At 61.5% G+C, this 23,096-nt stretch carries 23 protein-coding genes; 12 read left to right on the top strand and 11 right to left on the bottom strand.

Going from position 1 to position 23,096, the window contains the following annotated elements:
- Positions 1–43: 43 nt before the first annotated feature.
- Positions 44–676, bottom strand: coding sequence for a hypothetical protein (locus U862_RS0121630; protein ID WP_025112325.1), 633 nt, complete (start codon positions 674–676; stop codon positions 44–46).
- A 369-nt stretch (positions 677–1,045) separates the two neighbouring features.
- On the opposite strand from U862_RS0121630, the gene coxB reads away from it, so the two are divergent.
- From coxB to U862_RS0121610, 4 genes are all read left to right on the top strand, one after another.
- Positions 1,046–2,173 carry a cytochrome c oxidase subunit II gene (gene coxB, locus U862_RS0121625; RefSeq protein WP_025112324.1) on the top strand — a complete coding sequence of 376 codons (1,128 nt, stop codon included), beginning with the start codon at positions 1,046–1,048 and terminating at the stop codon, positions 2,171–2,173.
- An 82-nt stretch (positions 2,174–2,255) separates the two neighbouring features.
- Positions 2,256–3,842, top strand: coding sequence for a cytochrome c oxidase subunit I (ctaD, locus tag U862_RS0121620; RefSeq protein ID WP_025112323.1), 1,587 nt, complete (start codon positions 2,256–2,258; stop codon positions 3,840–3,842).
- Between the two features lie 63 nt (positions 3,843–3,905).
- Positions 3,906–4,457 (top strand): cytochrome c oxidase assembly protein, encoded by a 552-nt coding sequence (locus U862_RS0121615; protein ID WP_025112322.1) that lies wholly within the window; start codon positions 3,906–3,908, stop codon positions 4,455–4,457.
- Between the two features lie 25 nt (positions 4,458–4,482).
- The gene (locus tag U862_RS0121610) at positions 4,483–5,370 is read left to right on the top strand and encodes a cytochrome c oxidase subunit 3 (protein WP_025112321.1); all 888 of its coding nucleotides are present in this window, start codon (positions 4,483–4,485) and stop codon (positions 5,368–5,370) included.
- Between the two features lie 13 nt (positions 5,371–5,383).
- On the opposite strand, the gene U862_RS0121605 is transcribed toward U862_RS0121610, so the two are convergent.
- On the bottom strand, positions 5,384–5,587 hold the full coding sequence (locus tag U862_RS0121605) for a twin transmembrane helix small protein (protein ID WP_025112320.1): 204 nt from the start codon (positions 5,585–5,587) through the stop codon (positions 5,384–5,386).
- A 71-nt stretch (positions 5,588–5,658) separates the two neighbouring features.
- On the opposite strand from U862_RS0121605, the gene U862_RS0121600 reads away from it, so the two are divergent.
- The 5 genes from U862_RS0121600 to U862_RS0121580 are packed head-to-tail and all read left to right on the top strand — an operon-like array spanning position 5,659 to position 9,567.
- Complete coding sequence (locus U862_RS0121600; protein ID WP_025112319.1) at positions 5,659–6,399, top strand: SURF1 family protein; 741 nt, start codon at positions 5,659–5,661, stop codon at positions 6,397–6,399.
- Entirely contained in the window at positions 6,365–6,958 is a 594-nt protein-coding gene (locus U862_RS0121595; RefSeq protein WP_025112318.1) for a hypothetical protein, read from the top strand. Before U862_RS0121600 ends, U862_RS0121595 begins: the two co-directional genes overlap by 35 nt.
- Positions 6,959–6,968: 10 nt before the next feature.
- Positions 6,969–8,048, top strand: coding sequence for a heme A synthase (locus U862_RS0121590; RefSeq protein WP_025112317.1), 1,080 nt, complete (start codon positions 6,969–6,971; stop codon positions 8,046–8,048).
- On the top strand, positions 8,036–8,935 hold the full coding sequence (gene cyoE / locus U862_RS0121585; RefSeq protein WP_007962774.1) for a heme o synthase: 900 nt from the start codon (positions 8,036–8,038) through the stop codon (positions 8,933–8,935). The genes U862_RS0121590 and cyoE overlap by 13 nt, the downstream gene beginning before the upstream one ends.
- Positions 8,932–9,567: an SCO family protein gene (locus tag U862_RS0121580; protein WP_025112316.1), complete on the top strand. Its 636-nt coding sequence runs from the start codon at positions 8,932–8,934 to the stop codon at positions 9,565–9,567. The genes cyoE and U862_RS0121580 overlap by 4 nt, the downstream gene beginning before the upstream one ends.
- Before the next feature lie 83 nt (positions 9,568–9,650).
- Here U862_RS0121580 and U862_RS0121575 read toward each other — a convergent pair whose 3' ends face one another.
- The 3 genes from U862_RS0121575 to U862_RS0121565 form a co-directional block, all read right to left on the bottom strand.
- Positions 9,651–10,421: a MetQ/NlpA family ABC transporter substrate-binding protein gene (locus U862_RS0121575; protein WP_025112315.1), complete on the bottom strand. Its 771-nt coding sequence runs from the start codon at positions 10,419–10,421 to the stop codon at positions 9,651–9,653.
- Positions 10,422–10,499: 78 nt separating this feature from the next.
- Complete coding sequence (locus tag U862_RS0121570) at positions 10,500–11,174, bottom strand: methionine ABC transporter permease (protein ID WP_025112314.1); 675 nt, start codon at positions 11,172–11,174, stop codon at positions 10,500–10,502.
- Positions 11,174–12,181 carry a methionine ABC transporter ATP-binding protein gene (locus U862_RS0121565; protein WP_025112313.1) on the bottom strand — a complete coding sequence of 336 codons (1,008 nt, stop codon included), beginning with the start codon at positions 12,179–12,181 and terminating at the stop codon, positions 11,174–11,176. The genes U862_RS0121570 and U862_RS0121565 overlap by 1 nt, the downstream gene beginning before the upstream one ends.
- A 263-nt stretch (positions 12,182–12,444) precedes the next feature.
- On the opposite strand from U862_RS0121565, the gene katE reads away from it, so the two are divergent.
- Complete coding sequence (gene katE / locus U862_RS0121560) at positions 12,445–14,586, top strand: catalase HPII (RefSeq protein WP_025112312.1); 2,142 nt, start codon at positions 12,445–12,447, stop codon at positions 14,584–14,586.
- A gap of 105 nt (positions 14,587–14,691) precedes the next feature.
- Here the strand turns inward: katE and U862_RS0121555 are convergent, their stop codons facing one another.
- Genes U862_RS0121555 through U862_RS0121540 form a run of 4 tightly spaced genes read right to left on the bottom strand, consistent with a single transcriptional unit; the run spans position 14,692 to position 17,491 of the window.
- On the bottom strand, positions 14,692–15,405 hold the full coding sequence (locus U862_RS0121555) for a PA5502 family lipoprotein (RefSeq protein WP_025112311.1): 714 nt from the start codon (positions 15,403–15,405) through the stop codon (positions 14,692–14,694).
- A gap of 37 nt (positions 15,406–15,442) precedes the next feature.
- Positions 15,443–16,231 (bottom strand): zinc ABC transporter permease subunit ZnuB, encoded by a 789-nt coding sequence (gene znuB / locus U862_RS0121550; protein WP_025112310.1) that lies wholly within the window; start codon positions 16,229–16,231, stop codon positions 15,443–15,445.
- Positions 16,224–17,009, bottom strand: a complete 786-nt coding sequence (gene znuC / locus U862_RS0121545) for a zinc ABC transporter ATP-binding protein ZnuC (protein ID WP_025112309.1) — start codon at positions 17,007–17,009, stop codon at positions 16,224–16,226. The genes znuB and znuC overlap by 8 nt, the downstream gene beginning before the upstream one ends.
- A complete protein-coding gene (locus U862_RS0121540) occupies positions 17,009–17,491 on the bottom strand; it encodes a Fur family transcriptional regulator (protein ID WP_025112308.1) in 483 nt (160 codons plus the stop codon). The genes znuC and U862_RS0121540 overlap by 1 nt, the downstream gene beginning before the upstream one ends.
- 66 nt (positions 17,492–17,557) lie before the next feature.
- Between U862_RS0121540 and U862_RS0121535 the strand changes: the two genes are divergently transcribed.
- Complete coding sequence (locus tag U862_RS0121535) at positions 17,558–18,478, top strand: zinc ABC transporter substrate-binding protein ZnuA (RefSeq protein ID WP_025112307.1); 921 nt, start codon at positions 17,558–17,560, stop codon at positions 18,476–18,478.
- Positions 18,479–18,604: 126 nt separating this feature from the next.
- Here U862_RS0121535 and U862_RS0121530 read toward each other — a convergent pair whose 3' ends face one another.
- Together U862_RS0121530 and U862_RS0121525 are read right to left on the bottom strand one after the other, a co-directional pair.
- Positions 18,605–19,558 (bottom strand): homoserine kinase, encoded by a 954-nt coding sequence (locus tag U862_RS0121530; RefSeq protein WP_025112306.1) that lies wholly within the window; start codon positions 19,556–19,558, stop codon positions 18,605–18,607.
- Between the two features lie 60 nt (positions 19,559–19,618).
- Positions 19,619–19,909, bottom strand: a complete 291-nt coding sequence (locus U862_RS0121525; protein WP_025112305.1) for a DUF2782 domain-containing protein — start codon at positions 19,907–19,909, stop codon at positions 19,619–19,621.
- 74 nt (positions 19,910–19,983) lie between these two features.
- On the opposite strand from U862_RS0121525, the gene polA reads away from it, so the two are divergent.
- On the top strand, positions 19,984–22,788 hold the full coding sequence (gene polA, locus U862_RS0121520; RefSeq protein WP_025112304.1) for a DNA polymerase I: 2,805 nt from the start codon (positions 19,984–19,986) through the stop codon (positions 22,786–22,788).
- Positions 22,789–23,096 lie beyond the last annotated feature (308 nt).

The following is a 23,096-nucleotide window of genomic DNA, read 5'->3' as shown; positions in this document are numbered from 1 at the left end:
AATCGCTGGCAAGCCAGCTCCCACAGGTATTGATGTTTCCGCGTTACGCGGCGGGCTGATCCAAGTCCAGGCCCACGCCCAGACGGCGACTCATGCACGGCCAGCGTTTCCAGGCCGCACCGGTGTCCGGGCTGCTGAGTTTCTCGCGGTAGGCTTCCACCGACTCCAGCGCAAAGCTGTCGTCGTCGAGCATGCTGTCCACCGCGTGGTGCACCACTTCATCAAGTTGATTGGCAAATTCCTCACCGAGCAACTGGTGAGCAATCAGATTGGCGACCGTCATGTCCAAGGGGATCAGTGGCTGGCCGAAATGCTTGATGTACAGGTCGTTGACCTCTTCGACAAAGCGGTGCGCCAGATAGGCTTCGTCCAGCAGACTGTCCAGGCCGACCGGCGGCTGGAGAAAGTACTGTTCGGCGATTTTCAGCACCGGTTTGATCTGTGACTCGATTCCCGCTTCCCTGGCGACTTCATTGGCTGCATCCAGCAGGTCTGGCACTTCATCGATGTAGGCGGCGACAAAACGCGTCAGCACGCCGTTGGCGTCGGTTTCCGGCAACTGGATCGCCGGGTGCAGGTGCTGCAGTTGGCTTTCGAGCTGACGGGTTAGCTTTCCGGTTTCAATCTCGTGTTGTCGGGCTATGTGGATCTGCTCGCGCAATGCGGCGGTGTTCATGAAAACTCCAGGGTACAAGGCAATGAAATAGGGAAGACATAACTTAGCTGGCTTACGAAAAATGCTAAGACGCATTTGTCATAATTATTTCATCCTTGATGCACCGGCGTTATATCGGTTTGCCACCACTCGTCTGCATCCTTCTCCATTCGTGGTCCGGAACGCAAGTGCCAGCTGTTTCAGATGATTTACGCGATCGCGTTGCAATTCCCGGTGGCTGTCTATACTCGCCATTGAATGGAGTTAGCTGATGACGCCCGACTGCACCCGCAGCAAGGCCCGGCGATTCAAGTTCGTAGTCTGATGCAGCCGCTCCCTTGCCGCAGGCGAAAGCCGGCGGGATAACAAGAACGATAAGGGGAACCCGCAATGATGCGACATCCACACGTCTGGATGGGCCTCCTGTTGTGGTCGATTTTCAGCCAGGCCAACGCTGCCTGGACTGTGAATATGGCGCCTGGAGCGACTGAAATCAGTCACGCAGTATTCGACCTGCACATGACCATTTTCTGGATCTGTGTGGTGATCGGGATCATCGTCTTCGGCGCCATGTTCTGGTCGATGATCGTGCATCGCCGCTCCACCGGGCAGGTCGCCGCAAAATTCCACGAAAGTACCACCGTCGAAATTCTCTGGACCGTCGTGCCGCTGCTGATTCTGGTGGCGATGGCCGTTCCGGCGACCGCCACCCTGATCCGCATGTACGACACCAGTGAGCCGGATATCGATATCCAGATCACCGGTTACCAGTGGAAGTGGCACTACAAATACCTGGGCCAGGACGTCGAGTTCTTCAGCAACCTGGCCACCCCTGCCGAACAGATTCACAACAAGGAAGCCAAGGGCGAGCACTACCTGCTCGAAGTCGACAAGCCGCTGGTGCTGCCAGTCGGCGCCAAGGTGCGCTTTCTCGTGACCTCCGCCGACGTCATTCACTCGTGGTGGGTGCCGGCGTTCGCGGTCAAGCGCGATGCGATCCCGGGGTTCGTCAACGAGGCCTGGACGCGGATCGACAAGCCCGGCATCTACCGTGGCCAGTGCGCCGAGCTGTGCGGCAAGGATCACGGTTTCATGCCGATCGTGGTCGACGTCAAGGAGAAGCCCGACTACGAAAAATGGCTGGCCGACCGCAAGGCTGAAGCGGCGCAGCTCAAGGAGCTGACCAGCAAGGAATGGACACTGGACGAGCTCAAGGAGCGCGGCGACAAGATCTACCACACCACCTGCGTGGCCTGTCACCAGGCCGAAGGCCAGGGCCTGCCGCCGATGTTCCCGGCGCTCAAAGGCTCGCCGATTGCCACCGGCCCCAAAGCCGACCACCTGCACCGCGTGTACTTCGGCAAGCCCGGCACCGCCATGGCGGCGTTCGGCAAGCAACTCTCGGAAGTCGATATCGCAGCGGTCGTGACCTACGAACGTAACGCCTGGGGCAACAACAAGGGCGACATGGTCACGCCAAAAGAAGTGCTGGAGCTCAAACAGGCGGAAAGCAAATGAGCCGGTCCATCGCGTACTTCTTGAACCGGCCGGGGCAGCGCGCCCCGGCCAGCCCAGCCCACTCACGTAAAGGAGACCGGCCATGAGCGCTGTAATCGATGACCACGGTCATGCCGACCACGCCCACGGCCCCGCCAAAGGCCTGATGCGCTGGGTGCTGACCACCAACCACAAGGACATCGGCACGCTGTACCTGTGGTTTGCGTTCTGCATGTTCCTGCTCGGCGGCTCGTTCGCCATGGTGATCCGCGCGGAGCTGTTCCAACCCGGCCTGCAGATCGTCGAACCGGCGTTCTTCAACCAGATGACCACCATGCACGGCCTGGTGATGGTCTTCGGGGCGGTGATGCCGGCGTTCGTCGGTCTCGCCAACTGGATGATCCCGTTGATGATCGGCGCGCCGGACATGGCCCTGCCGCGGATGAACAACTTCAGCTTCTGGCTGCTGCCGGCGGCGTTCCTGCTGCTGGTCTCGACCCTGTTCACCGCCGGTGGCGGGCCGAACTTCGGCTGGACGTTCTACGCCCCGTTGTCCACCACCTACGCGCCGGAAAGCGTCACCTACTTCATCTTCGCCATCCACCTGATGGGGATCAGTTCGATCATGGGCGCGATCAACGTGATCGCCACCATCCTCAACCTGCGCGCCCCCGGCATGACCCTGATGAAAATGCCGCTGTTCGTCTGGACCTGGCTGATCACCGCGTTCCTGCTGATCGCGGTGATGCCGGTGCTGGCCGGATGCGTGACGATGATGTTGATGGACATCCACTTCGGCACCAGTTTCTTCAGTGCCGCCGGTGGCGGTGACCCGGTGCTGTTCCAGCATGTGTTCTGGTTCTTCGGCCACCCCGAGGTGTACATCATGATCCTGCCGGCCTTCGGCGCCGTCAGCCAGATCATCCCGACCTTCTCGCGCAAGCCGCTGTTCGGCTACACCTCGATGGTCTACGCCACGGCGAGCATCGCGTTCCTGTCGTTCATCGTCTGGGCGCACCACATGTTCGTAGTGGGCATTCCGCTGGTGGGCGAACTGTTCTTCATGTACGCGACGATGCTGATCGCGGTGCCGACCGGGGTGAAGGTGTTCAACTGGGCGAGCACCATGTGGCAAGGCTCGCTGACCTTCGAGACGCCGATGCTGTTTGCCGTGGCGTTCGTGATCCTGTTCTCGATCGGTGGTTTCTCCGGACTGATGCTGGCCATTGCCCCGGCGGACTTCCAGTACCAGGACACCTACTTTGTGGTGGCGCACTTCCACTACGTGCTGGTGCCGGGGGCGATCTTCGGGATCTTCGCCTCGGCCTATTACTGGCTGCCGAAGTGGACCGGGCACATGTACGACGAAACCCTCGGCAAGCTGCACTTCTGGCTGTCGTTCGTCGGCATGAACATGACCTTCTTCCCGATGCACTTCGTGGGACTGGCGGGGATGCCACGGCGGATTCCGGACTACAACCTGCAGTTCGCCGACTTCAACATGGTCTCCTCGATTGGCGCGTTCATGTTCGGCGCCACGCAGATCTTCTTCCTGTTCATCGTGATCAAGACCATTCGTGGCGGCCCGGCGGCCCCGGCCAAACCCTGGGATGGCGCCGAAGGCCTGGAGTGGAGCGTGCCGTCACCGGCGCCGTATCACACCTTTACTACGCCACCGGAAGTGAAATGAAACGCCTGGCCTTTGTGGGAGGGGGCTTGCTCCCACAGGGGATCTCGGCTGAGGCTGAAAATCATGGCTGACTCGATCTCGCTGAAAAAACTGGTCACCCGGCTGCTAGGCGTCGTCGTCGCAATGTTTGTCTTCGGCTTCGCCCTGGTGCCGATCTACGACGTGATGTGCAAGGCGTTCGGCATCAACGGCAAGACCGCCGGGCAGTACGAGGGCGAGCAGGTGGTGGATAACACGCGCCAGGTGCGCGTGCAGTTCCTGTCGATGAACAACGCCGACATGCCGTGGGAGTTCTACCCCAAGGGTGAGGAGTTGGTGACCCACCCCGGCGGCGTCAACGAGATGATCTTCGTCGCGCGCAACCCCACCGACAAACCGATGAGCGCCCAGGCCGTGCCGAGTATCGCGCCCAGCGAAGCAGCGGCGTACTTCCACAAGACCGAATGCTTTTGCTTTACCCAGCAGGTGCTGCAGCCGGGTCAGCAGATCGAAATGCCGGTGCGTTTCATCGTTGACCGCGACATGCCCAAGGACGTGAAGCACCTGACGCTGTCCTACACGCTGTTCGATATCACCGCCCGACATCCTCCGGTGGCTGCAAACACTGGCGGTTAAGCGTGCCCGATAAGGAGAACAATAAATGGCAAGTCATGAGCACTATTACGTCCCGGCCCAGAGCAAATGGCCGATCATCGCCACGTTCGGCATGGTCATCACCGTGTATGGGCTGGCCACCTGGTTCAACGATCTGAAGGCTGCGCGCCCGGAATCCCACGGCCCGTACATCTTTTTCGTCGGTGGGCTGTTGCTGGCGTACATGCTGTTCGGCTGGTTCGGTGCGGTGATCAAGGAAAGCCGCGCCGGGCTGTATAGCCCGCAGCTCGATCGCTCGTTCCGCTGGGGCATGAGTTGGTTCATCTTCTCCGAGGTGATGTTCTTCATCGCCTTCTTCGGCGCGCTGTTCTACGTGCGGCACATTTCCGGCCCGGCGCTGGGTGGCGAAGGCCCGAAAGGCATCGCGCACATGCTCTGGCCGAACTTCCAGTTCACCTGGCCGCTGCTGCACACGCCTGCCCCGAAACTGTTCCCGCCGCCCAAGGAAGTCATCAGCCCGTGGGGCCTGCCACTGATCAACACGATCCTGCTGGTCAGCTCCAGCGTGACCATCACCATCGCCCACCATGCCTTGAAGAAGGGCCATCGCGGTGCGCTGAAAATCTGGCTGGCGATCACCGTGTTGCTGGGCTGCGGCTTCCTCGCCCTGCAGGCCGAGGAATACATGCACGCCTACCACGAACTGGGGCTGACCCTGGGTTCAGGCATCTACGGCGCGACGTTTTTCATGCTCACCGGTTTCCACGGCGCCCACGTGACCATCGGCACGATCATTCTGTTCGTGATGCTGATGCGCATCATGAAGGGCCATTTCGATGCCGAGCATCAGTTCGGTTTCGAGGCGGCGAGCTGGTACTGGCACTTCGTCGATGTGGTGTGGATCGGCTTGTTCATCTTCGTTTATGTGCTCTGAGGATCGGACAGAGCTACCAGGGCGCGTGCGACACCAATTGGCCGCTGTAGAAACCCCAGGCAATCAAGCCGACGGTGCAAGCGGCCAATGCCACCCGAACACTCAAGGCGACGACCAGGCGATTTGAACTGCTGTCGTCCTTGACCAGGAAAAACAGGCCGCTGAACAGGCTGATCACCGTGGCAATCAGCATCAGGACGATCGCTGCTTTGAGCATGGGAAGACTCCGGGGGTACAGGCGATGCAATCAAGTATAGCGGTCGCATTCACTGCTTTTCTGGCGCGGCCATGAAGCGCTTCCGGCCGGGCGTCGTGCCGACGCTGGTGGTGGCGTTGTTGCTGCCGCTGCTGGTGTCGCTGGGCTTCTGGCAACTGGGCCGGGGCGCGGAGAAAACCGCCCTGCTCGCCAGTTACGCCGAACGCCGCGCCGCCGAACCGATGGCCAGCAGCGAATTGCTGCACAGCGCCGACCCGGCCTATCGCCGGGTGCATCTTTACGGCCAGTTCGATGGCGCCCACAGCCTGTTGCTCGATAACCGCCAGCGCAACGGCAAGGTCGGCATCGAACTGCTGCAACCGTTTCAGGACCGCGCCAGCGGCCTGTGGTTGCTGGTCAATCGTGGCTGGCTACCGTGGCCAGACCGCCGCGTAACCCCGCAATTCACCACCCCGACTGCCGCGCTGAGTCTCGACGCCTGGGTCTACGTCGCCCCCGGCGCCACCTTCCAGTTGCACGCCGACCCGGCCAGCAGCACCTGGCCGCAAACCATCACCGCCGTCGAACCCGCCAAACTGTGGAAAACCCTTGAGCGCGACGGCTTCGCCTATGAATTACGCGCAGAGCCCGGCCCGGCCAGCTATCAGGCCGACTGGCCGGTGGTTGCCATGGGCCCGGAAAAACACCTCGGTTACGCCGTGCAGTGGTTCGCCATGGCCACCGCCCTGCTCGGCCTCTACCTCTACCTTGGATTGCACAACGCAAAGGAGAAAACCCATGGGAACGGCCATGAATCCACCCAGCATGTCTGAGGCGAAACCTGCCGCCACCCGCCGCCGTGGACGGATCCAGCTGCTGCTGATTCTGCTTGGCGTGGTCGGCCCGATGATGCTCGCCACCGGCATGTACAAACTGCAGTTCTGGGTGCCGGACGGCCGCAGCTACCACGGCGAACTGATCGGCAATGGCCAGTCCCGCGCCGACCTCGGGGTGCAGGCCGATGAACAGCGCTGGCAGATGCTGGTCACCGCGCCCAAGGACTGCGCGGTTGATTGCCAGCAGCTGGTGTACCTCGCCCGGCAGATCCAGATCGGCCTCGGTCGCGATGCCGGGCGCGCCAGCCACGCCCTCGCCGCCGCCCAACCGCTGAACGCCGACTACGAAGCCAAGTTGAGCCGCGAGTACCCGCAGTTGCAACGCTATCCGCTGGACGCCGCAGCCTTCAGCAAGACCACCGGCGACAAGGCCACACCACAACTGTGGATCATCGACCCGCACGGCAATCTCGTGCTGCGCTACGACCCGAGCGTGAAAGGCAAGGATCTGCTCAACGACCTGCGCCACCTGCTGAAACTGTCGAACATCGGATAAGGGCATCGTCATGGCCAAACCTGGATTTCGCCTCGCGCTGTTTGCCACCCTGCTGGCACTGATCGTCGTGCTACTCGGCGCCTACACCCGCCTGACACACGCCGGCCTTGGGTGTCCGGACTGGCCAGGTTGCTATGGCTTTATCAGCGTGCCGAAAAGCGAAGCCCAACTGGCCCATGCCGAACTGCATTACCCCGATTCCCCGGTGGTGGCGCACAAGGGCTGGAACGAGATGATCCACCGCTACTTCGCCGGCACCCTCGGCCTGCTGATTTCGATTTTGGCCGGGCGCGCCTGGGTCAATCGCCGGCATCCGGGGCAACCGCTGAAACTGCCGCTGTTTCTGCTGGCGGTGGTGTTCGCCCAGGCGGCGTTCGGCATGTGGACGGTGACGCTCAAGCTCTGGCCGCAAGTGGTGACCGGGCATTTGCTCGGTGGCTTCGCGACCTTGAGCCTGCTGTTTCTGCTGACGTTGAGACTGTCCGGCGTGCTGCCGGCGCTGACCGTGCCCAAGCGTCTGCAATATTGGGCGACTGCCGGGCTGTTGCTGGTGATCGGCCAGATCGCCCTCGGTGGCTGGGTCAGCTCCAACTACGCGGCGGTGGCCTGCATCGACTTCCCGACCTGTCACGGCCAATGGCTGCCGTCCGCTGATTTTGCCAACGGCTTTCACCTGACCCAACACATCGGCCCGAATTACCTCGGCGGCCAGCTCGACAGCGATGCGCGCACGGCCATTCACCTGACCCACCGCATCGGCGCCCTGTTGGTCACGCTGGTGCTGCTCGGTCTGGCCTGGCAACTCAGGGGCGTCGGCATGACCCGGCTCGCCGGGCTGGTGCTGGTCGCCCTCGGCGCGCAAATCACCCTTGGCATCAGCAACGTGCTGTTCCATTTGCCGCTGCCGGTGGCCGTGGCGCACAACGCCGGCGGCGCGGCGCTGCTGTTGACCATGGTGCTGGTCAATTACCACGCGCGAACCAGTCTGGTCCGGGTCAAACAGCCGGTGCTCGCGCGCTGGCGCCTCAGCCCGCGCAAACACGTGGCCGCGCCCATAACGATTAAAGGAGAAACACCATGGCGCTTCTGATCGGCGAACGTCCCGCGCAAGCGCTGTGGCGTGACTATCTGGAGCTGACCAAGCCGAAAGTGGTGGTGCTGATGCTCATCACCTCGCTGGTCGGCATGTTCCTCGCGACCCGCGCCGGGGTGCCGTGGACGGTGCTGGTGTTCGGCAATCTGGGTATTGCACTGTGTGCCGGCGGGGCGGCGGCGGTCAATCATGTGGTCGACCGGCGCATCGACGCGGTGATGGCGCGCACGCACAAACGGCCGCTGGCCGAAGGCCGTGTTTCGCCAGCGGCGGCACTGACCTTTGCACTGGTATTGGCGCTGCTCGGGCAGGCCTTGCTGCTGACCTTCACCAATCCGCTGACCGCCTGGCTGACCCTCGCCTCCCTGCTCGGCTACGCGGTGATCTACACCGGCTTCCTCAAACGTGCGACGCCACAGAACATCGTCATCGGCGGCCTTGCCGGCGCAGCACCACCGCTGCTCGGCTGGACCGCCGCCACCGGCCACGTCAGCGCCGAACCGTTGCTGCTGGTGTTGATCATCTTCGCCTGGACTCCGCCGCACTTCTGGGCGCTGGCGATTCATCGCAAGGAGGAATACGCCAAGGCCGACATCCCGATGCTGCCGGTCACCCACGGCGAGCACTACACCAAAGTGCACATTCTGCTGTACACCTTTGCCCTGCTGGCGGTCAGCCTGCTGCCGTACGTGATCCACATGAGCGGCGTGCTCTACCTGATTTGCGCCCTCGCCCTCGGCGCAAGGTTTCTGCAATGGGCCGTGGTGCTGTACCGTGGCACTCGGCCGCACGCGGCGATCAACACCTTCAAGTACTCTATTTATTACTTGTTCCTGCTGTTCATCGCCCTGCTCGTAGACCACTACTTACTGTTGAACCTATGACTCGAACCCAGAAAACCGTCTTCATCCTCGTCGCCGTGATCGCGCTGATCCTGGGACTTACCGTCAACAAAGTGCTGAGTGGCAAAGGCCAGGGCGACCCCACCGCGCTGATCGACGCCGGCATCATCCTGCTGCCGCAGAGCCGTACCCTGCCGGGCGTGACGATGACCAATCAGGATGGCCAACCGGTCGCCATCGACGAGTTGAAAGGCAAGTGGAGCCTGCTGTTCTTCGGCTACACCTTCTGCCCGGACATCTGCCCGACTACCCTCGCGCAACTGCGGCAGATCAAGAGCGAGTTGCCAAAAGACGCTGTGGATAAATTGCAGATCGTGCTGGTCAGCGTCGACCCGAACCGCGATAGCCCGCAGCAGTTGAAGCAGTACCTGGGCTACTTCGACCCGCAGTTCATCGGCCTGACGCCGAAGTCGATCGAAGAACTGCAGAAGGTGGCGAACGCGGTGAGTATTCCGTTTATTCCGGCCGATACCAGCAAGCCGAATTACACGGTTGATCACAGCGGCAACCTTGCGGTGATCGGGCCGGACGGGACGCAGCGCGGGTTTATTCGGGCGCCGTTGAACAACGCCAAACTGGTGGCGCAACTCCCGGTAATGCTCAACCGCAAGTAAGAGCAGGCTGTCCCACAGGGGATTTGTGTCAGGCCAAAAAAAGGGAGCCACGAGGGCTCCCTTTTTGTGCACAACCAACCGAATCAGAACGCCGGCAATACCGCGCCTTTGTACTTCTCGGTGATGAACTTCTTCACTTCCGGGCTGTGCAGGGCGGCAGCCAGTTTCTGCATCGCGTCGCTGTCCTTGTTGTCCTCGCGGGACACCAGGATGTTCACGTACGGCGAGTCGTTGCCTTCGATCACCAGCGCATCCTTGGACGGATCGAGCTTGGCTTCCAGCGCGTAGTTGGTGTTGATCAGCGCCAGATCGACCTGGGTCAGCACGCGCGGGATGGTCGCGGCTTCCAGTTCACGGATTTTCAGGTCTTTCGGGTTCTCGGCGATGTCTTTGACAGTCGACAGGATGTTCTTCGAGTCCTTGAGCTTGATCACGCCAGCCTTGTCCAGCAGCAACAGCGCACGGCCGCCGTTGGTGGCGTCGTTCGGGATCACCACGTTCGCGCCACTTGGCAGGTCCTTCAGATCCTTGATCTTGTTCGAGTACGCACCCAGTGGTTCCAGGTGCACACCGGTCACCGCCACCAGATGGGTGCCCTTGGCCTTGTTGAACTCATCAAGGTACGGCTGGTGCTGGAAGAAGTTGGCGTCCAGACGCTTTTCAGCGACCTGTACGTTCGGCTGAATGTAGTCGGTGAACACCTTGACCTTCAGATCCACGCCTTCTTTGGCCAGAGCCGGCTTCACGAATTCGAGGATTTCTGCGTGCGGCACCGGAGTGGCAGCAACGGTCAGGGTTTCAGCGTGGGCCGAAAAAGCAGCTACGGCAGCGAAAGCAGCGATCAGTTTTTTCATTCAGCTAACTCCTTTTCAAAGCGCCCGTATGGCGCCTGCCAGCGAATGGCCGGCTCATCTCTTGATTACAAAAACCGGTTATTTGCGCGAGAAATGCACGACCAGGCGGTCGCCCACCATCTGCAGCACTTGCACCAGAATCAGCAGCAACACCACGGTGACGATCATCACGTCGGTCTGGAAACGCTGATAGCCGAAACGGATCGCCAGGTCACCCAGACCACCGGCGCCGACCACACCGGCCATTGCCGTGTAGGACACCAGTGTAATCGCCGTCACCGTAATCGCTGCGAAGATGCCGGGACGGGCCTCTGGCAGCAAAGCGTTCATGATGATCTGCCGGGTGGTCGCGCCCATCGACTGGGTCGCTTCGATGATGCCGCGATCGACTTCACGCAGCGCGGTTTCCACCAGACGCGCGAAGAACGGGGTCGCCCCCACCACCAACGGCGGGATCGCACCGGCCACGCCCAGCGAGGTGCCAGTGATCAGCACGGTGAACGGGATCATCACGATCAACAGAATAATGAACGGCAGCGAACGCAGAATGTTCACTGCCAGCGACATGAAAGCGTAGAGGCCACGGTTTTCCAGGAGCTGACGCGGGCTGCAGAGAAACAGCAACACACCCAGCGGCAGACCGAGCAGCACGGTGAACAGCAGCGAACCGCCGAGCATCAGCATCGTGTCGCCGGTGGCCAGCCAGATTTCGTACCAGTCGATATTGGTGAAGAAACTCATCAGGTCTGCCATTAGCGCAACACCTCCATGTGAACGTCAGCGGCGGTGAAGCGGGCGAAGGCCGCTTCCATGTCGCCACCGGTGACGGCGAGGGTCAGTTGCCCGTAAGGAATGTCTTTGATCCGGTCGATGCGACCGGCGAGGATGCTGTAGTCGACGCCGGTTTCCCGGGCGACAGTACCGAGCAGCGGCGCGTAGGTCGCTTCGCCCTGAAAGGTCAGACGCACGATGCGACCCGGCACGTGAGCGAAGTCATCGCGCTGTTCGCTTTCGTCGATCTGCTCGCTTTCCTGCACAAAACGCTTGGTGGTCGGGTGCTTCGGATGCAGGAACACATCGGCCACCGAACCTTGCTCGACGATCACGCCGGCATCCATCACGGCCACCTGATCGCAGACGCGACGGATCACGTCCATCTCGTGGGTGATCAGGACGATGGTCAGTTTCAGTTCGCGGTTGATCTCGGCCAGCAGTTGCAGGACCGACGCGGTGGTCTGCGGGTCGAGGGCGCTGGTGGCCTCGTCGCACAGCAGAATCTTCGGCTTGGTCGCCAGGGCGCGGGCGATGCCGACGCGCTGTTTCTGGCCGCCGGACAATTGTGCCGGGTACTTTTTGGCGTGATCAGACAGACCGACCCGTGCCAGCAACTCGGCGACGCGCTGGTTGATCTCGCTGGTGGACAGTTCACCGGCCAGGGTCAGCGGCAGCGCGACGTTGTCGGCCACGGTCTTGGAGGCGAGCAGGTTGAAGTGCTGGAAGATCATCCCGACTTGCTGGCGGAAACGGCGCAGGCCGTTGGCGTCCAGCGCGGTGACTTCTTCGCCGTCGACGATGATCTTGCCGCCGCTGGAGTCTTCCAGGCGATTGATCAGACGCAGCAGGGTACTTTTTCCCGCACCGGAATGGCCGATCAGGCCGAAGACCTGACCGTTTTCAATCGAAAGACTGGTCGGGTGCAGGGCGGGAATGTCCTTACCGGCGACGCGGTAAGTTTTGTGGACGTTTTGAAACTCGATCACGTAGCGAACCTTGTGGGGCGCGTTAGAAAAGGATCAGCGGTTAGCCGGGCGCGCATTTTAGCCTGTCCGTATAGAGGTTCTTAGCATTTATTTCGCAATTAACCTTCGATTTGGCAATAACAAGATCAAAGGTCATAAAAAAGGAACGCCCCGAGACCCTCATCAGTCACTAAGTAAGCGACTTGAAAACCCTGGGTACCGTGCCCGGGAACCACTCAAGAGTCCCCGACACGTATCGGGGTCAAACGAGGAGTTTACGTCTGATGAGCAGCAAGAAACCTACGACCGACAAAAGCCAGATGGCCGGAACCGATACCCAGGATCGCGCCAACACCAACGCCAAACTCGACAGCCTGGAGAAATTTCGCTCCGACGCCACTGGCCAGGCCCTGCGCACCAATCAGGGAGTCAAGGTCGCCGATAACCAGAACACCCTCAAGGCCGGCCCGCGCGGGCCGTCGCTGCTGGAAGACTTCATCATGCGTGAGAAAATCACGCACTTTGACCATGAACGCATTCCGGAGCGCATCGTTCATGCGCGCGGCACCGGCGCCCATGGCTTCTTTCAGGCGTACGAGAACCATTCGGCGCTGACCAAGGCCGGTTTCCTGCAGGATCCGGGGAAAAAGACTCCGGTGTTCGTGCGTTTTTCCACAGTGCAGGGGCCGCGCGGCTCTGGTGATACCGTGCGCGACGTGCGCGGTTTCGCCGTGAAGTTTTTCACCGATGAAGGCAACTTCGACCTGGTCGGTAACAACATGCCGGTGTTTTTCATCCAGGATGCGATCAAGTTTCCCGATTTCGTCCACGCGGTTAAACCCGAGCCGCACAACGAAATACCCACCGGCGGCTCGGCCCACGACACGTTCTGGGACTTCGTCTCGCTGGTGCCGGAATCGGCACACATGGTGATCTGGGCGATGTCCGACCGGGCGATCCCGAAAAGCCTGCGCAGCATGCAGGGCTTTGGCGTGCACACCTTCCGCCTGGTCAACGCCGAGGGCAAATCGCGTTTCGTCAAATTCCACTGGCGTCCGACCGCCGGCACCTGCTCGCTGGTGTGGGACGAAGCGCAGAAGCTCGCGGGTAAAGACACCGACTACCATCGCCGCGATCTCTGGGAAGCCATCGAAATGGGCGACTATCCGGAGTGGGAACTGGGGGTGCAGATCATCGAGGAGGAAAACGAGCATGACTTCGATTTCGACATCCTCGACCCGACAAAACTGATCCCCGAAGAAATCGTGCCGATCACCCCACTGGGCAAGATGACCCTCAACCGTAACCCGGACAACTTCTTCGCCGAGACCGAGCAGGTCGCATTCTGTCCCGGTCATATCGTGCCGGGCATCGACTTCTCCAATGACCCGCTGCTGCAAGGTCGGCTGTTTTCCTACACCGATACGCAAATCAGCCGACTCGGCGGACCGAATTTTCATGAGTTGCCAATCAACCGCCCGGTGGCGCCGTTCCACAACGGTCAGCGTGATGCGCAGCACCGCACCGTAATCGATAAGGGCCGCGCCTCTTATGAGCCGAACTCGATTGATGGCGGCTGGCCGAAAGAAACCCCTCCGGCGGCCAAAGACGGCGGCTTCGAGAGCTACCCTGAACGCATTGATGCGAACAAGATCCGCCAGCGCAGCGAGTCGTTCAGCGACCACTTCTCTCAGGCACGGCTGTTCTTCAACAGCATGAGTGAGCACGAGAAGGAGCACATCATCGCCGCCTACAGCTTCGAGCTGGGCAAGGTCGAACGTGAGTTCATCCGCGCGCGGGAGGTGAACGAGATCCTGGCCAACATCGACCTGGAGCTGGCCAAGCGTGTCGCGGTCAATCTGGGGTTGCCGGCGCCAGCCAAAGGCACGGTCGAGGTGCGTCGAACCTCGTTCGATCATTCGCCGGCGCTGAGTCAGGCCAATCTGCTGCCGGAAAACATCAAAACCCGCAAAGTGGCGATTCTTGCAGCCAACGGCGTCGATGGTGCTGCGATTGAGGCGATGAAGAAGGCGTTGGCGGCTGAAGGTGCGCACGCCAAGCTGCTGGGGCCAACCTCAGCGCCGGTGAAGACTGCCGACGGCAAAACCCTGGCGGTGGATGCATCCATGGAGGGCATGCCTTCGGTGATCTTCGATGCGGTGTTCGTGCCGGGTGGCGCGGCGTCGATCAAGGCGTTGAGCGGCGACGGCGTGGCGTTGCACTACCTGCTGGAGGCCTATAAGCATCTGAAGGCGATTGCGCTGCACGGCGAGGCCAAGCAGCTGCAGGACCTGTTGAAGCTGGAGGCGGATGCAGGGTTGCTGCAGGGCAAGGATGTGCCGGGGCTGACCAAGCCGTTCTTTGCCGCGATCGGGCAGCATCGGGTGTGGGCGCGGGAGCCTAAGGCCAAGGCCATTCCGGCCTAAAGGTCTTCGCTGACGGGCAGGATGCCTTCGCGAGCAAGCCCGCTCCCACATTGGATTGGTGTACGACACAGATCCAGTATGGGAGCGGGCTTGCTCGCGAAGCTTTCAGGGCTTGGCAGGTATCAGAACCATCTGCGCCGGGACTGTGCGCACGATCTGCTTCTCGATCTGCAGATCGAAATCCGGATTCAGTTTCTTCACACGCTTGGTCAGCAACGTCGCCAACCAAGGGTAATCATTAGTCCGTGGCGCCTGAATGGTCACGGCACATTCGTAATTCACCACATCGGCGGCGATCGCATCCAGTTGGCGGCGAAGTTTGCGGCTATCGGTGATGTTCAGCGCCACCGTGGTGCTCTCGGCGGTCGGATCGATCACCTTGGCTTTCGGTTTGGCTTCAGCTGCCAGCAACGCCGCTTCGGCTTTTTCCAGCTCGGCTTTACGGGCTTCGGTGATGGCGCCGTTGACCCCGCCGGTCAGCGCCGGGGCTTTGGGCATCAGGGCGCGGGCACGGCTCAGCGCGGTGGCTGCGGCGTTCACATCACCCTTTTGCAACACGATCTGGCTGCGACGCAGGTAGGCTTCGGCCAACTGGCGCTGGTATTGCTCCAGGGACTGATCGTTGGGAGTTTCAGCCTGCAAGGCCGCCAGCTGGTCTTCGGCCGTGGCCAGTTCGCTGCTGGCCAGGCTTTGCTCCAGCTGTGCGATGGCCGTGGCCCGCGTGTCGGGGGCTTCGGCCACCGGCGGCGTGCTTTGGCAGGCGCCCAGCAGCACGGAAAATGCGACAAGGAGCAGATAACGGGAGGCGAACGGCTTCATTCCTGCGACTCTCTAATTGCGCAAAAAGCGAGCAAGTCTACACCCCTCGACGGGGCAGAACAAAACTCAGCAGAAACAGTGCGGCCGCCGTCACAACGATTGACGGCCCCGCCGGGGTGTCCTTGAACCATGACAGCGCCAGCCCGCCACACACCGCGAGCATGCCCAGCAGGCTCGCGCCCAGGGCCATCTGCTCCGGCGAGCGGGCGTGACGTTGTGCCGCAGCCGCCGGGATGATCAACAGCGAGGTAATCAGCAACACGCCGACGATTTTCATCGCCACCGCGATCACCACCGCGATCAACAGCATCAGCGCCATGCGCAGGCCCGCCACCGGCAGGCCTTCGACCTTGGCCAATTCCTCATGCACAGTGATCGCCAGCAGCGGCCGCCACAATGTCACCAGCAACACCAGCACCGCCGCGCTGCCGCCGAGGATCCACATCAGATCGGTCGGGCTGATCGCCAGCAAGTCGCCGAACAGATAGGCCATCAGGTCGATCCGCACTTCATGCATGAAGCTTAGTACCACCAGCCCGAGAGAGAGCGTGCTCGGTGCAAGAATTCCCAACAGCGTGTCGGAGGCCAGCGGCTGACGCTGTTGCAGGGTCACCAGCAGCACCGCCAGCAGCAGGCAGCCAACCGTGACCGCAACGGTCGGGCTGACATCCAGCAGAAAGCCCAGCGCCACGCCAAGCAGTGCAGCGTGGGACAGGGTGTCGCCGAAATAGGCCATCCTTCGCCAGACCACAAACGAGCCCAACGGCCCGGCGACCACCGCCAGTGCCAGACCTGCAAGCAGGGCATACAACAGAAAATCAGCCATGCTTGCAGTTGTCTCCATGAACGTGGGTGTGGCCCGCGCCGGGCGCCTTGACCACCGAACCGTGCAGGTCGTGGGCGTGGTCGTGATGGTGGTGATAGATCGCCAGACTCGGCGCATTCTTGCCGAACAGCTCGACGAACGCCGGATCGCCGCTGACCTGCTCCGGATGCCCGGAGCAGCAGACGTGACGGTTCAGGCACACCACCTGATCGGTGGTGCTCATCACCAGGTGCAAATCGTGGGAAACCATCAACACGCCGCAGCCGTGACGGTCACGCAGGCGGGTAATCAGGCTGTACAGCTCGGCTTGCCCGGCGACATCGACGCCTTGCACCGGCTCATCCAGCACCAATAGTTCCGGCTCGCGCAGCAGCGCTCGCGCCAGCAGCACCCGCTGCATCTCACCACCGGAAACGCTTTGCACCGGGCTGTCGATCACGTGCTCGGCGCCGACTTCCTTGAGCGCCGCCAATGCACGCGGGCGATCTACACCGGGCACCAGACGCAGGAAGCGCAGCACCGACAGCGGCAAGGTCGGATCGACGTGGAGTTTTTGCGGCATGTAGCCGACGCGCAGTTTCGGCTTGCGCCAGACACTGCCGCTGTCCGGCTTCAACAGCCCGAGCACGGCGCGTACCAGAGTAGTCTTGCCGGCGCCGTTGGGGCCGATCAGCGTGACGATCTGCCCCGGCTCGACGCTCAGCTCGATGTTGTCCAGCACGGTCTGCCCGGCAAAGGTGACGGCGACGTGCTGAAGACGGATCAACGGGTTGCTCATCAAGCCCCCTGGCAACCGGAGCACAGGCCGACCACTTCAACGGTCTGCGCTTCGACGATGAAACCGACGTCTTTGGCGCTGTTGATGATCGCGTCGCTGATGGCTTTCTGTTCCAGCTCGATGGCGGCGTGGCAGTCGCGGCAGATCAGGAACTGGCCCTGGTGCGCATGCTCGGGGTGCACGCAACCGACGAAGGCGTTGAGCGATGAGATGCGGTGCACCAGGCCGTTTTCCAGGAGGAAATCCAGCGCGCGGTAGACGGTTGGCGGCGCGGCGCGGCGGCCGTCCTGCTCGCTCAGCACCGCGAGAATGTCATAGGCGCCCAACGGCTTGTGGCTCTGCCACACCAGTTCCAGCACCCGCCGGCGCAACGCAGTCAGGCGCAGGCCTTTCTGGGCGCACAAGGCATCGGCCTCGGTCAGTGCGCTGTGTACGCAATGAGAGTGGTCGTGGGGACGGCTGGCAATCGGTGTAATAGGCATGGGCGGCGACGAGTTTTGATAGAGACGTTATTATGTTACCCGTTCTCGCCTCCTTGAGTGGTCATCGTGTCCCGACTTTTTTCTGTTTTTGTGGCTTTTGTCGCCAGTTTTCTGCTGATCGGTTCGGCCCAGGCCGAGGTCAAGGTCCTCACCAGCATCAAACCGTTGCAGTTGATTGCAGCGGCGGTGCAGGACGGCGTGGCGATTCCCGAAGTGTTGCTGCCGCCGGGCGCTTCGCCGCACAACTACGCGCTGCGCCCCTCGGATGTGCGCAAGGTGCAATCGGTGGACTTGCTGTACTGGATCGGTCCGGACATGGAAGGTTTCCTGCCGCGCGTGCTCAACGGTCGGACCCTGCCGAGCGTGGCCGTGCAAGATCTGCCGGGCATGAAACTGCGCCGCTTTGCCGAAGACAGCCACTCCCACGCCGAAGACGCCGACGAGCATGACCACGACCACCGCCCGGGCACCCTGGACGCGCATCTGTGGTTATCGCCGGTGAATGCGCGGGTGATTGCCGACAAAATGGCTGCCGACCTGAGCGCCGCCGATCCGGCCAACGCCGAGCGCTATCAGAGCAACGCCAAGGCCTTCGATGAGCGCCTGGATGCGCTGGATGCACGTTTGAAGAAGCGTCTGGCCGGTATTGAAGGCAAACCGTACTTCGTGTTTCACGAAGCCTTCGATTACTTCGAGGACGCTTACGGCCTGAAGCACACCGGCGTGTTCAGCGTGGCGGCGGAAGTGCAGCCGGGCGCGCAGCATGTGGCGGCGATGCGCAAACGCCTGCAGGAAGTGGGCAAGACCTGTGTGTTCAGCGAGCCACCGCTGCGTCCACGCCTGGCGGAGACGCTGGTAGCGGGTCTGCCGGTGAAGCTGGCGGAGCTGGATGCGCTGGGCGGGTATACGCCGGCGACGGCTCAGGGTTATGAGCAGGTGCTGGAGAAACTGGGTAATGATTTGGCCGGGTGCCTGGAATCGCTGTAACCCCCGACTCCTGTGGGAGCGAGCCTGCTCGCGAAAGCGGTGTCTCATTCAAGATAGATGCTGAATGTGCCGCCCCATTCGCGAGCTAGCCCGCCCCCACAGGTTCGTGGCGCCTCCAGAATTAACTCAGAGGGCAAACGGCAGCGGTGTGTGGACCTGCTGCCGCTGCGCCAACCGCAGCTCAAACTCCCGCGGATCGTGAATCAGCACGTCCTGCCCGGCAAACTGCTCGGCGGCGATCAATCGCGACAGCCAGAACCGCACACACGCCACACGCAACATGGTCGGCCACAACTCGGCCTCCGCTGCCGTGAACGGCCGCAACGCGGCATAGGCGCCGAGAAATGCGCGGGCACGCGGCCCATCGATCAAACCGTCCTCGTCCGAACACCAGTCGTTCAAGGCAATCGCTACGTCGTAGAGCATCGGCCCCGAGCAGGCGTTGTAGAAGTCGATCAGCCCGGTCAGGTGCGTGCCTTCGAACATTGCGTTGTCGCGGAACAGGTCGGCGTGGATGTTGGCCCGTGGCAGCGCAAGAATCCTGTCTTTCTGCGCAGTGATTTCCTCCAGCGCCTTGTGCAACAGCGCACGCGGCTCGTCGCTCAGGTGCGAGAGAAACTCCGTGCCCTCCTCCAGCATCCAGTCCAGGCCCCGATCGGTCTTGCGCTTGATCATGCGCTCGCCCTGGGTCGCCAGGTGCAGATGCGCCTGCAACTCACCGACCTGCGCGCAATGCTGGGCGTTGGCGACCTTGATGTGTTTACCGGACAGGCGCGGTTGCAGCAGCGCCGGCTTGCCTTTGAGCTCACGCAGCGCCACACCGTCAGTGGTGCGCAGTGCGTAAGGTACCGGCAGATCGGCCTCGTGCAGCACATCGAGCAGGTTGATGAAGAACGGCATCTCCTGCACCGGACCGCGCTCGACCAGGGTCAGGACGAACTCGCCCTGCTCCAGGCTGACAAAGAAATTGGTGTTTTCGCTGCCGGCGGCGATCCCCTGGAAATCAAGCAGACGGCCGAGCCCGTAAGGGGCGAGAAAGGTTTCCAGCTCGGGCCGAGCCAGGGGGGTGAACACAGACATGGTTAAAAACTGCTCAGTTCGGGCGCCGCCAGCACAGCAGCGCCGATTAAAATTAAGAGACTACTTCCATTCGAAAATCTTCCACGACGGGATCAGCATATCCGGCTGATCCGAGCGGATGAAGTTTGCATCGGTACCGTCCGCACGCACCAGAAAATAGGGAGGAAATCCCTTCTGGGTAACCTTGATCGCATACAGGAAACCGTTTTGGCGGTATTCCTGAATGGTCTTGTCGCCTTCCGTGCGGATGGTAACTTCCGGATCGGCCGACGGCGCATCATCCGCGGCCATCGCCGCCAACGGTGAGATTGCAATCAAACTGACCAGCAGCAAGCGATTTAACGTACGCATGATAACCTTGTCCCTTTGTCGTCAACGGTCCCGCTATTCTAGCGCCGGGCCCGCCGAAAAGGTTGATTCTGCTCATGAGCCAAGCCCCCCTCGTCCTGGTGGACGGTTCGTCTTACCTGTACCGCGCTTTCCACGCACTGCCACCGCTGACCACCTCCAAAGGCCTGCCGACCGGCGCGGTCAAAGGTGTGCTGAACATGCTCAAGAGTCTGCGCAAGCAGTACCCGGACAGCCCGTTCGCCGTGGTCTTCGACGCCAAGGGCGGGACGTTTCGCGATGAGATGTACGCCGAATACAAGGCCAACCGGCCGAGCATGCCCGACGACATGCGCGTGCAGATCGAGCCGCTGCACCAGAGCGTGATCGCCCTCGGTTTTCCGCTGCTGTGCGTGGAAGGCGTCGAGGCTGACGACGTGATCGGCACTCTGGCGCGCAGCAGCGCGGCGGCGGATCGCCCGGTGATCATCTCCACCGGCGACAAGGACATGGCGCAACTGGTCGACGGCCACATTACCTTGGTCAACACCATGTCCGGTAGTTCGATGGACGTCGAGGGCGTGAAGGAGAAATTCGGCGTCGCTCCGGAGCAGATCATCGATTATCTGGCGCTGATGGGCGACTCTTCCGACAACATCCCCGGCGTTCCCGGTATCGGCCCGAAGACCGCATCCGGCCTGCTGGTGGGCGTCAACGGCGGCCTGACCGAGCTCTATGCGCAGCTCGATATCGTCCCGACCCTGCCGATTCGCGGGGCCAAGACCCTGCCGGCCAAGCTCGAAGAGCACAAGGAGATGGCGTTCCTCTCCTATCAACTGGCGACCATCAAGGTCGACGTGCCGCTGGACGTTGAACTCGACGATCTGCAAATGGGCGTGGAAGATCCCGCCAAACTCTACGAGCTCTACACCCTGCTGGAATTCAAGAGCTGGCTGAATGACCTCGACCGTGACGCCAAGCGCCAGGAACTGAGCGCGGCCATCGAGCCTGCGCCTGCTGGCGATCTGTTCAGCGCGCCTGCGGCCCAAACGCCAGCCGCCCCCGCTGAAGCCGCTTATGAAACCATCCTTGATCAGGCGCGTTTCGACGTCTGGCTGGAAAAACTGCAGAACGCCAAGCTGTTCGCCTTCGACACCGAAACCACCGGCATCGACGCGCAACAGGCGCAACTGGTCGGCCTGTCGTTCGCCGTGCAGGCCAACGAAGCGACGTATATCCCGCTGACCCACTCCTACATCGGCGTGCCCGAGCAACTGGATCGCGACACCGTGCTGCGCGCGCTGAAGCCGATTCTCGAAGATCCGAACAAACTCAAGGTTGGCCAGCACGCCAAGTTCGACATGAACATTCTGGCCAACTGCGCCATCGGCGGCGATCAGAGCCAAGGTATCAATGTGCGCGGCATCGCCTTCGACACCATGCTTGAGTCCTACGTGCTCAACTCCACCGCCACCCGCCACGACATGGACAGCCTCGCGCAGAAGTACCTGGACCACACCACCGTGAGCTTCCAGGACATTGCCGGTAAAGGCGCCAAGCAACTGACCTTCGACCAGATCGCCCTGGAACAGGCCGGGCCGTACGCCGCCGAAGACGCCGACATCACCTTGCGTCTGCACCAGACCCTGTTCGAAAAGCTCAGCGCGATCCCGAGCCTGGCCAATGTGCTGACCGACATCGAAATCCCGCTGGTGCCGGTACTTGCGCGCATCGAGCGCCAGGGCGCATTCGTCGACGCCGCACTGCTGGGCGTGCAAAGCATCGAACTGGGCGAAAAGATGGTTGCGCTGGAGCGTGAAGCGTTCGAGATTGCCGGGGAAGAGTTCAATCTCGGCTCGCCGAAACAACTGGGCGTGATCCTCTACGAAAAACTCGGCCTGCCGGTGCTGAAGAAAACCGCCAAGGGCCAGCCATCGACCGCCGAGGAAGTGCTGGCGAAACTCGCCGAGGACGATCACCGCTTGCCGAAAGTGCTGATGGAGCACCGCTCCATGAGCAAGCTGAAAAGCACTTACACCGATCGTCTGCCGGAGCAGATCAACCCGCGCACCGGGCGCATCCACACCTCGTACCATCAGGCTGTGGCGTCCACCGGTCGCCTGTCTTCCAGCGATCCGAACCTGCAGAACATTCCGGTGCGTACCGCTGAGGGCCGACGCATCCGCCAGGCCTTCGTCGCACCAAAAGGCTACAAACTGCTGGCGGCGGACTACTCGCAGATCGAACTGCGGATCATGGCCCACCTGTCCAGGGACGAAGGCCTGATGAACGCCTTCCGCAACAACCTGGACGTGCACACCGCGACCGCTGCCGAAGTGTTCAAGGTCGAACTCGACGAAGTGACCTCCGACCAGCGCCGTGGCGCCAAGGCGATCAACTTCGGCCTGATCTACGGCATGGGTGCGCAGAAGCTCGGCAAGGACATCGGCGTCGATACCAAGACCGCCAAGGCCTACATCGACACCTACTTCGCCCGCTACCCCGGCGTGCGCGAATACATGGAGCGCACCCGCAAGCAGGCTGCCGATCAGGGCTACGTCGAAACGCTCTTCGGTCGCCGCCTGTACCTGCCGGAGATCAACTCCAACAAGCCGCAAGAGCGCGCCGCCGCTGAACGCACAGCGATCAACGCGCCGATGCAGGGCACTGCAGCAGACATCATCAAGAAAGCCATGGTGGCGGTGGATAATTGGCTGGAATTGTCCGCACTGGACGCCAAAGTCATCCTTCAGGTGCACGACGAACTGGTGCTGGAGGTTCGCGAGGATCTGGTCGATCAGGTGAGCCAGGAAATCCGCCTGCACATGAGCGAAGCGGCGAAGCTGGACGTGCCGTTGCTGGTGGAAGTCGGCGTCGGCAACAACTGGGATGAGGCGCACTAAGGCGTCTGGGCCGGTCGTTTGCCGCGACACACTGTCGCGGCAAACGCCTGAAGAGAGCTTATTTCGAAACGCGCTTGGTCTTATTCCAAAGCTTTTTGAAAAAAATCTGAACTAATCTGACAGCTCACTACTCAGAGTTACTGAATGGCTGGTGAAGCCCTTCGATGCTCCTATGTTGTGTTAAGTGTTGGCAGATATCTGAACCCCGCCCTAGCGGTTCGGAACTTGAACCCCGGAACTTCTCCCTCCCCAAACGAAGTCCGGGGCTTTTTTTTGCCTCAAAACTCGCTGTGGCGACGTCAGACTGC

This window comes from Pseudomonas sp. H1h (genome assembly GCF_000633255.1).
Lineage (GTDB): Bacteria > Pseudomonadota > Gammaproteobacteria > Pseudomonadales > Pseudomonadaceae > Aquipseudomonas.
The sequence above is the reverse complement of the archived record's forward strand: the minus strand, read 5'-3'. Positions and strand labels throughout refer to the sequence as shown.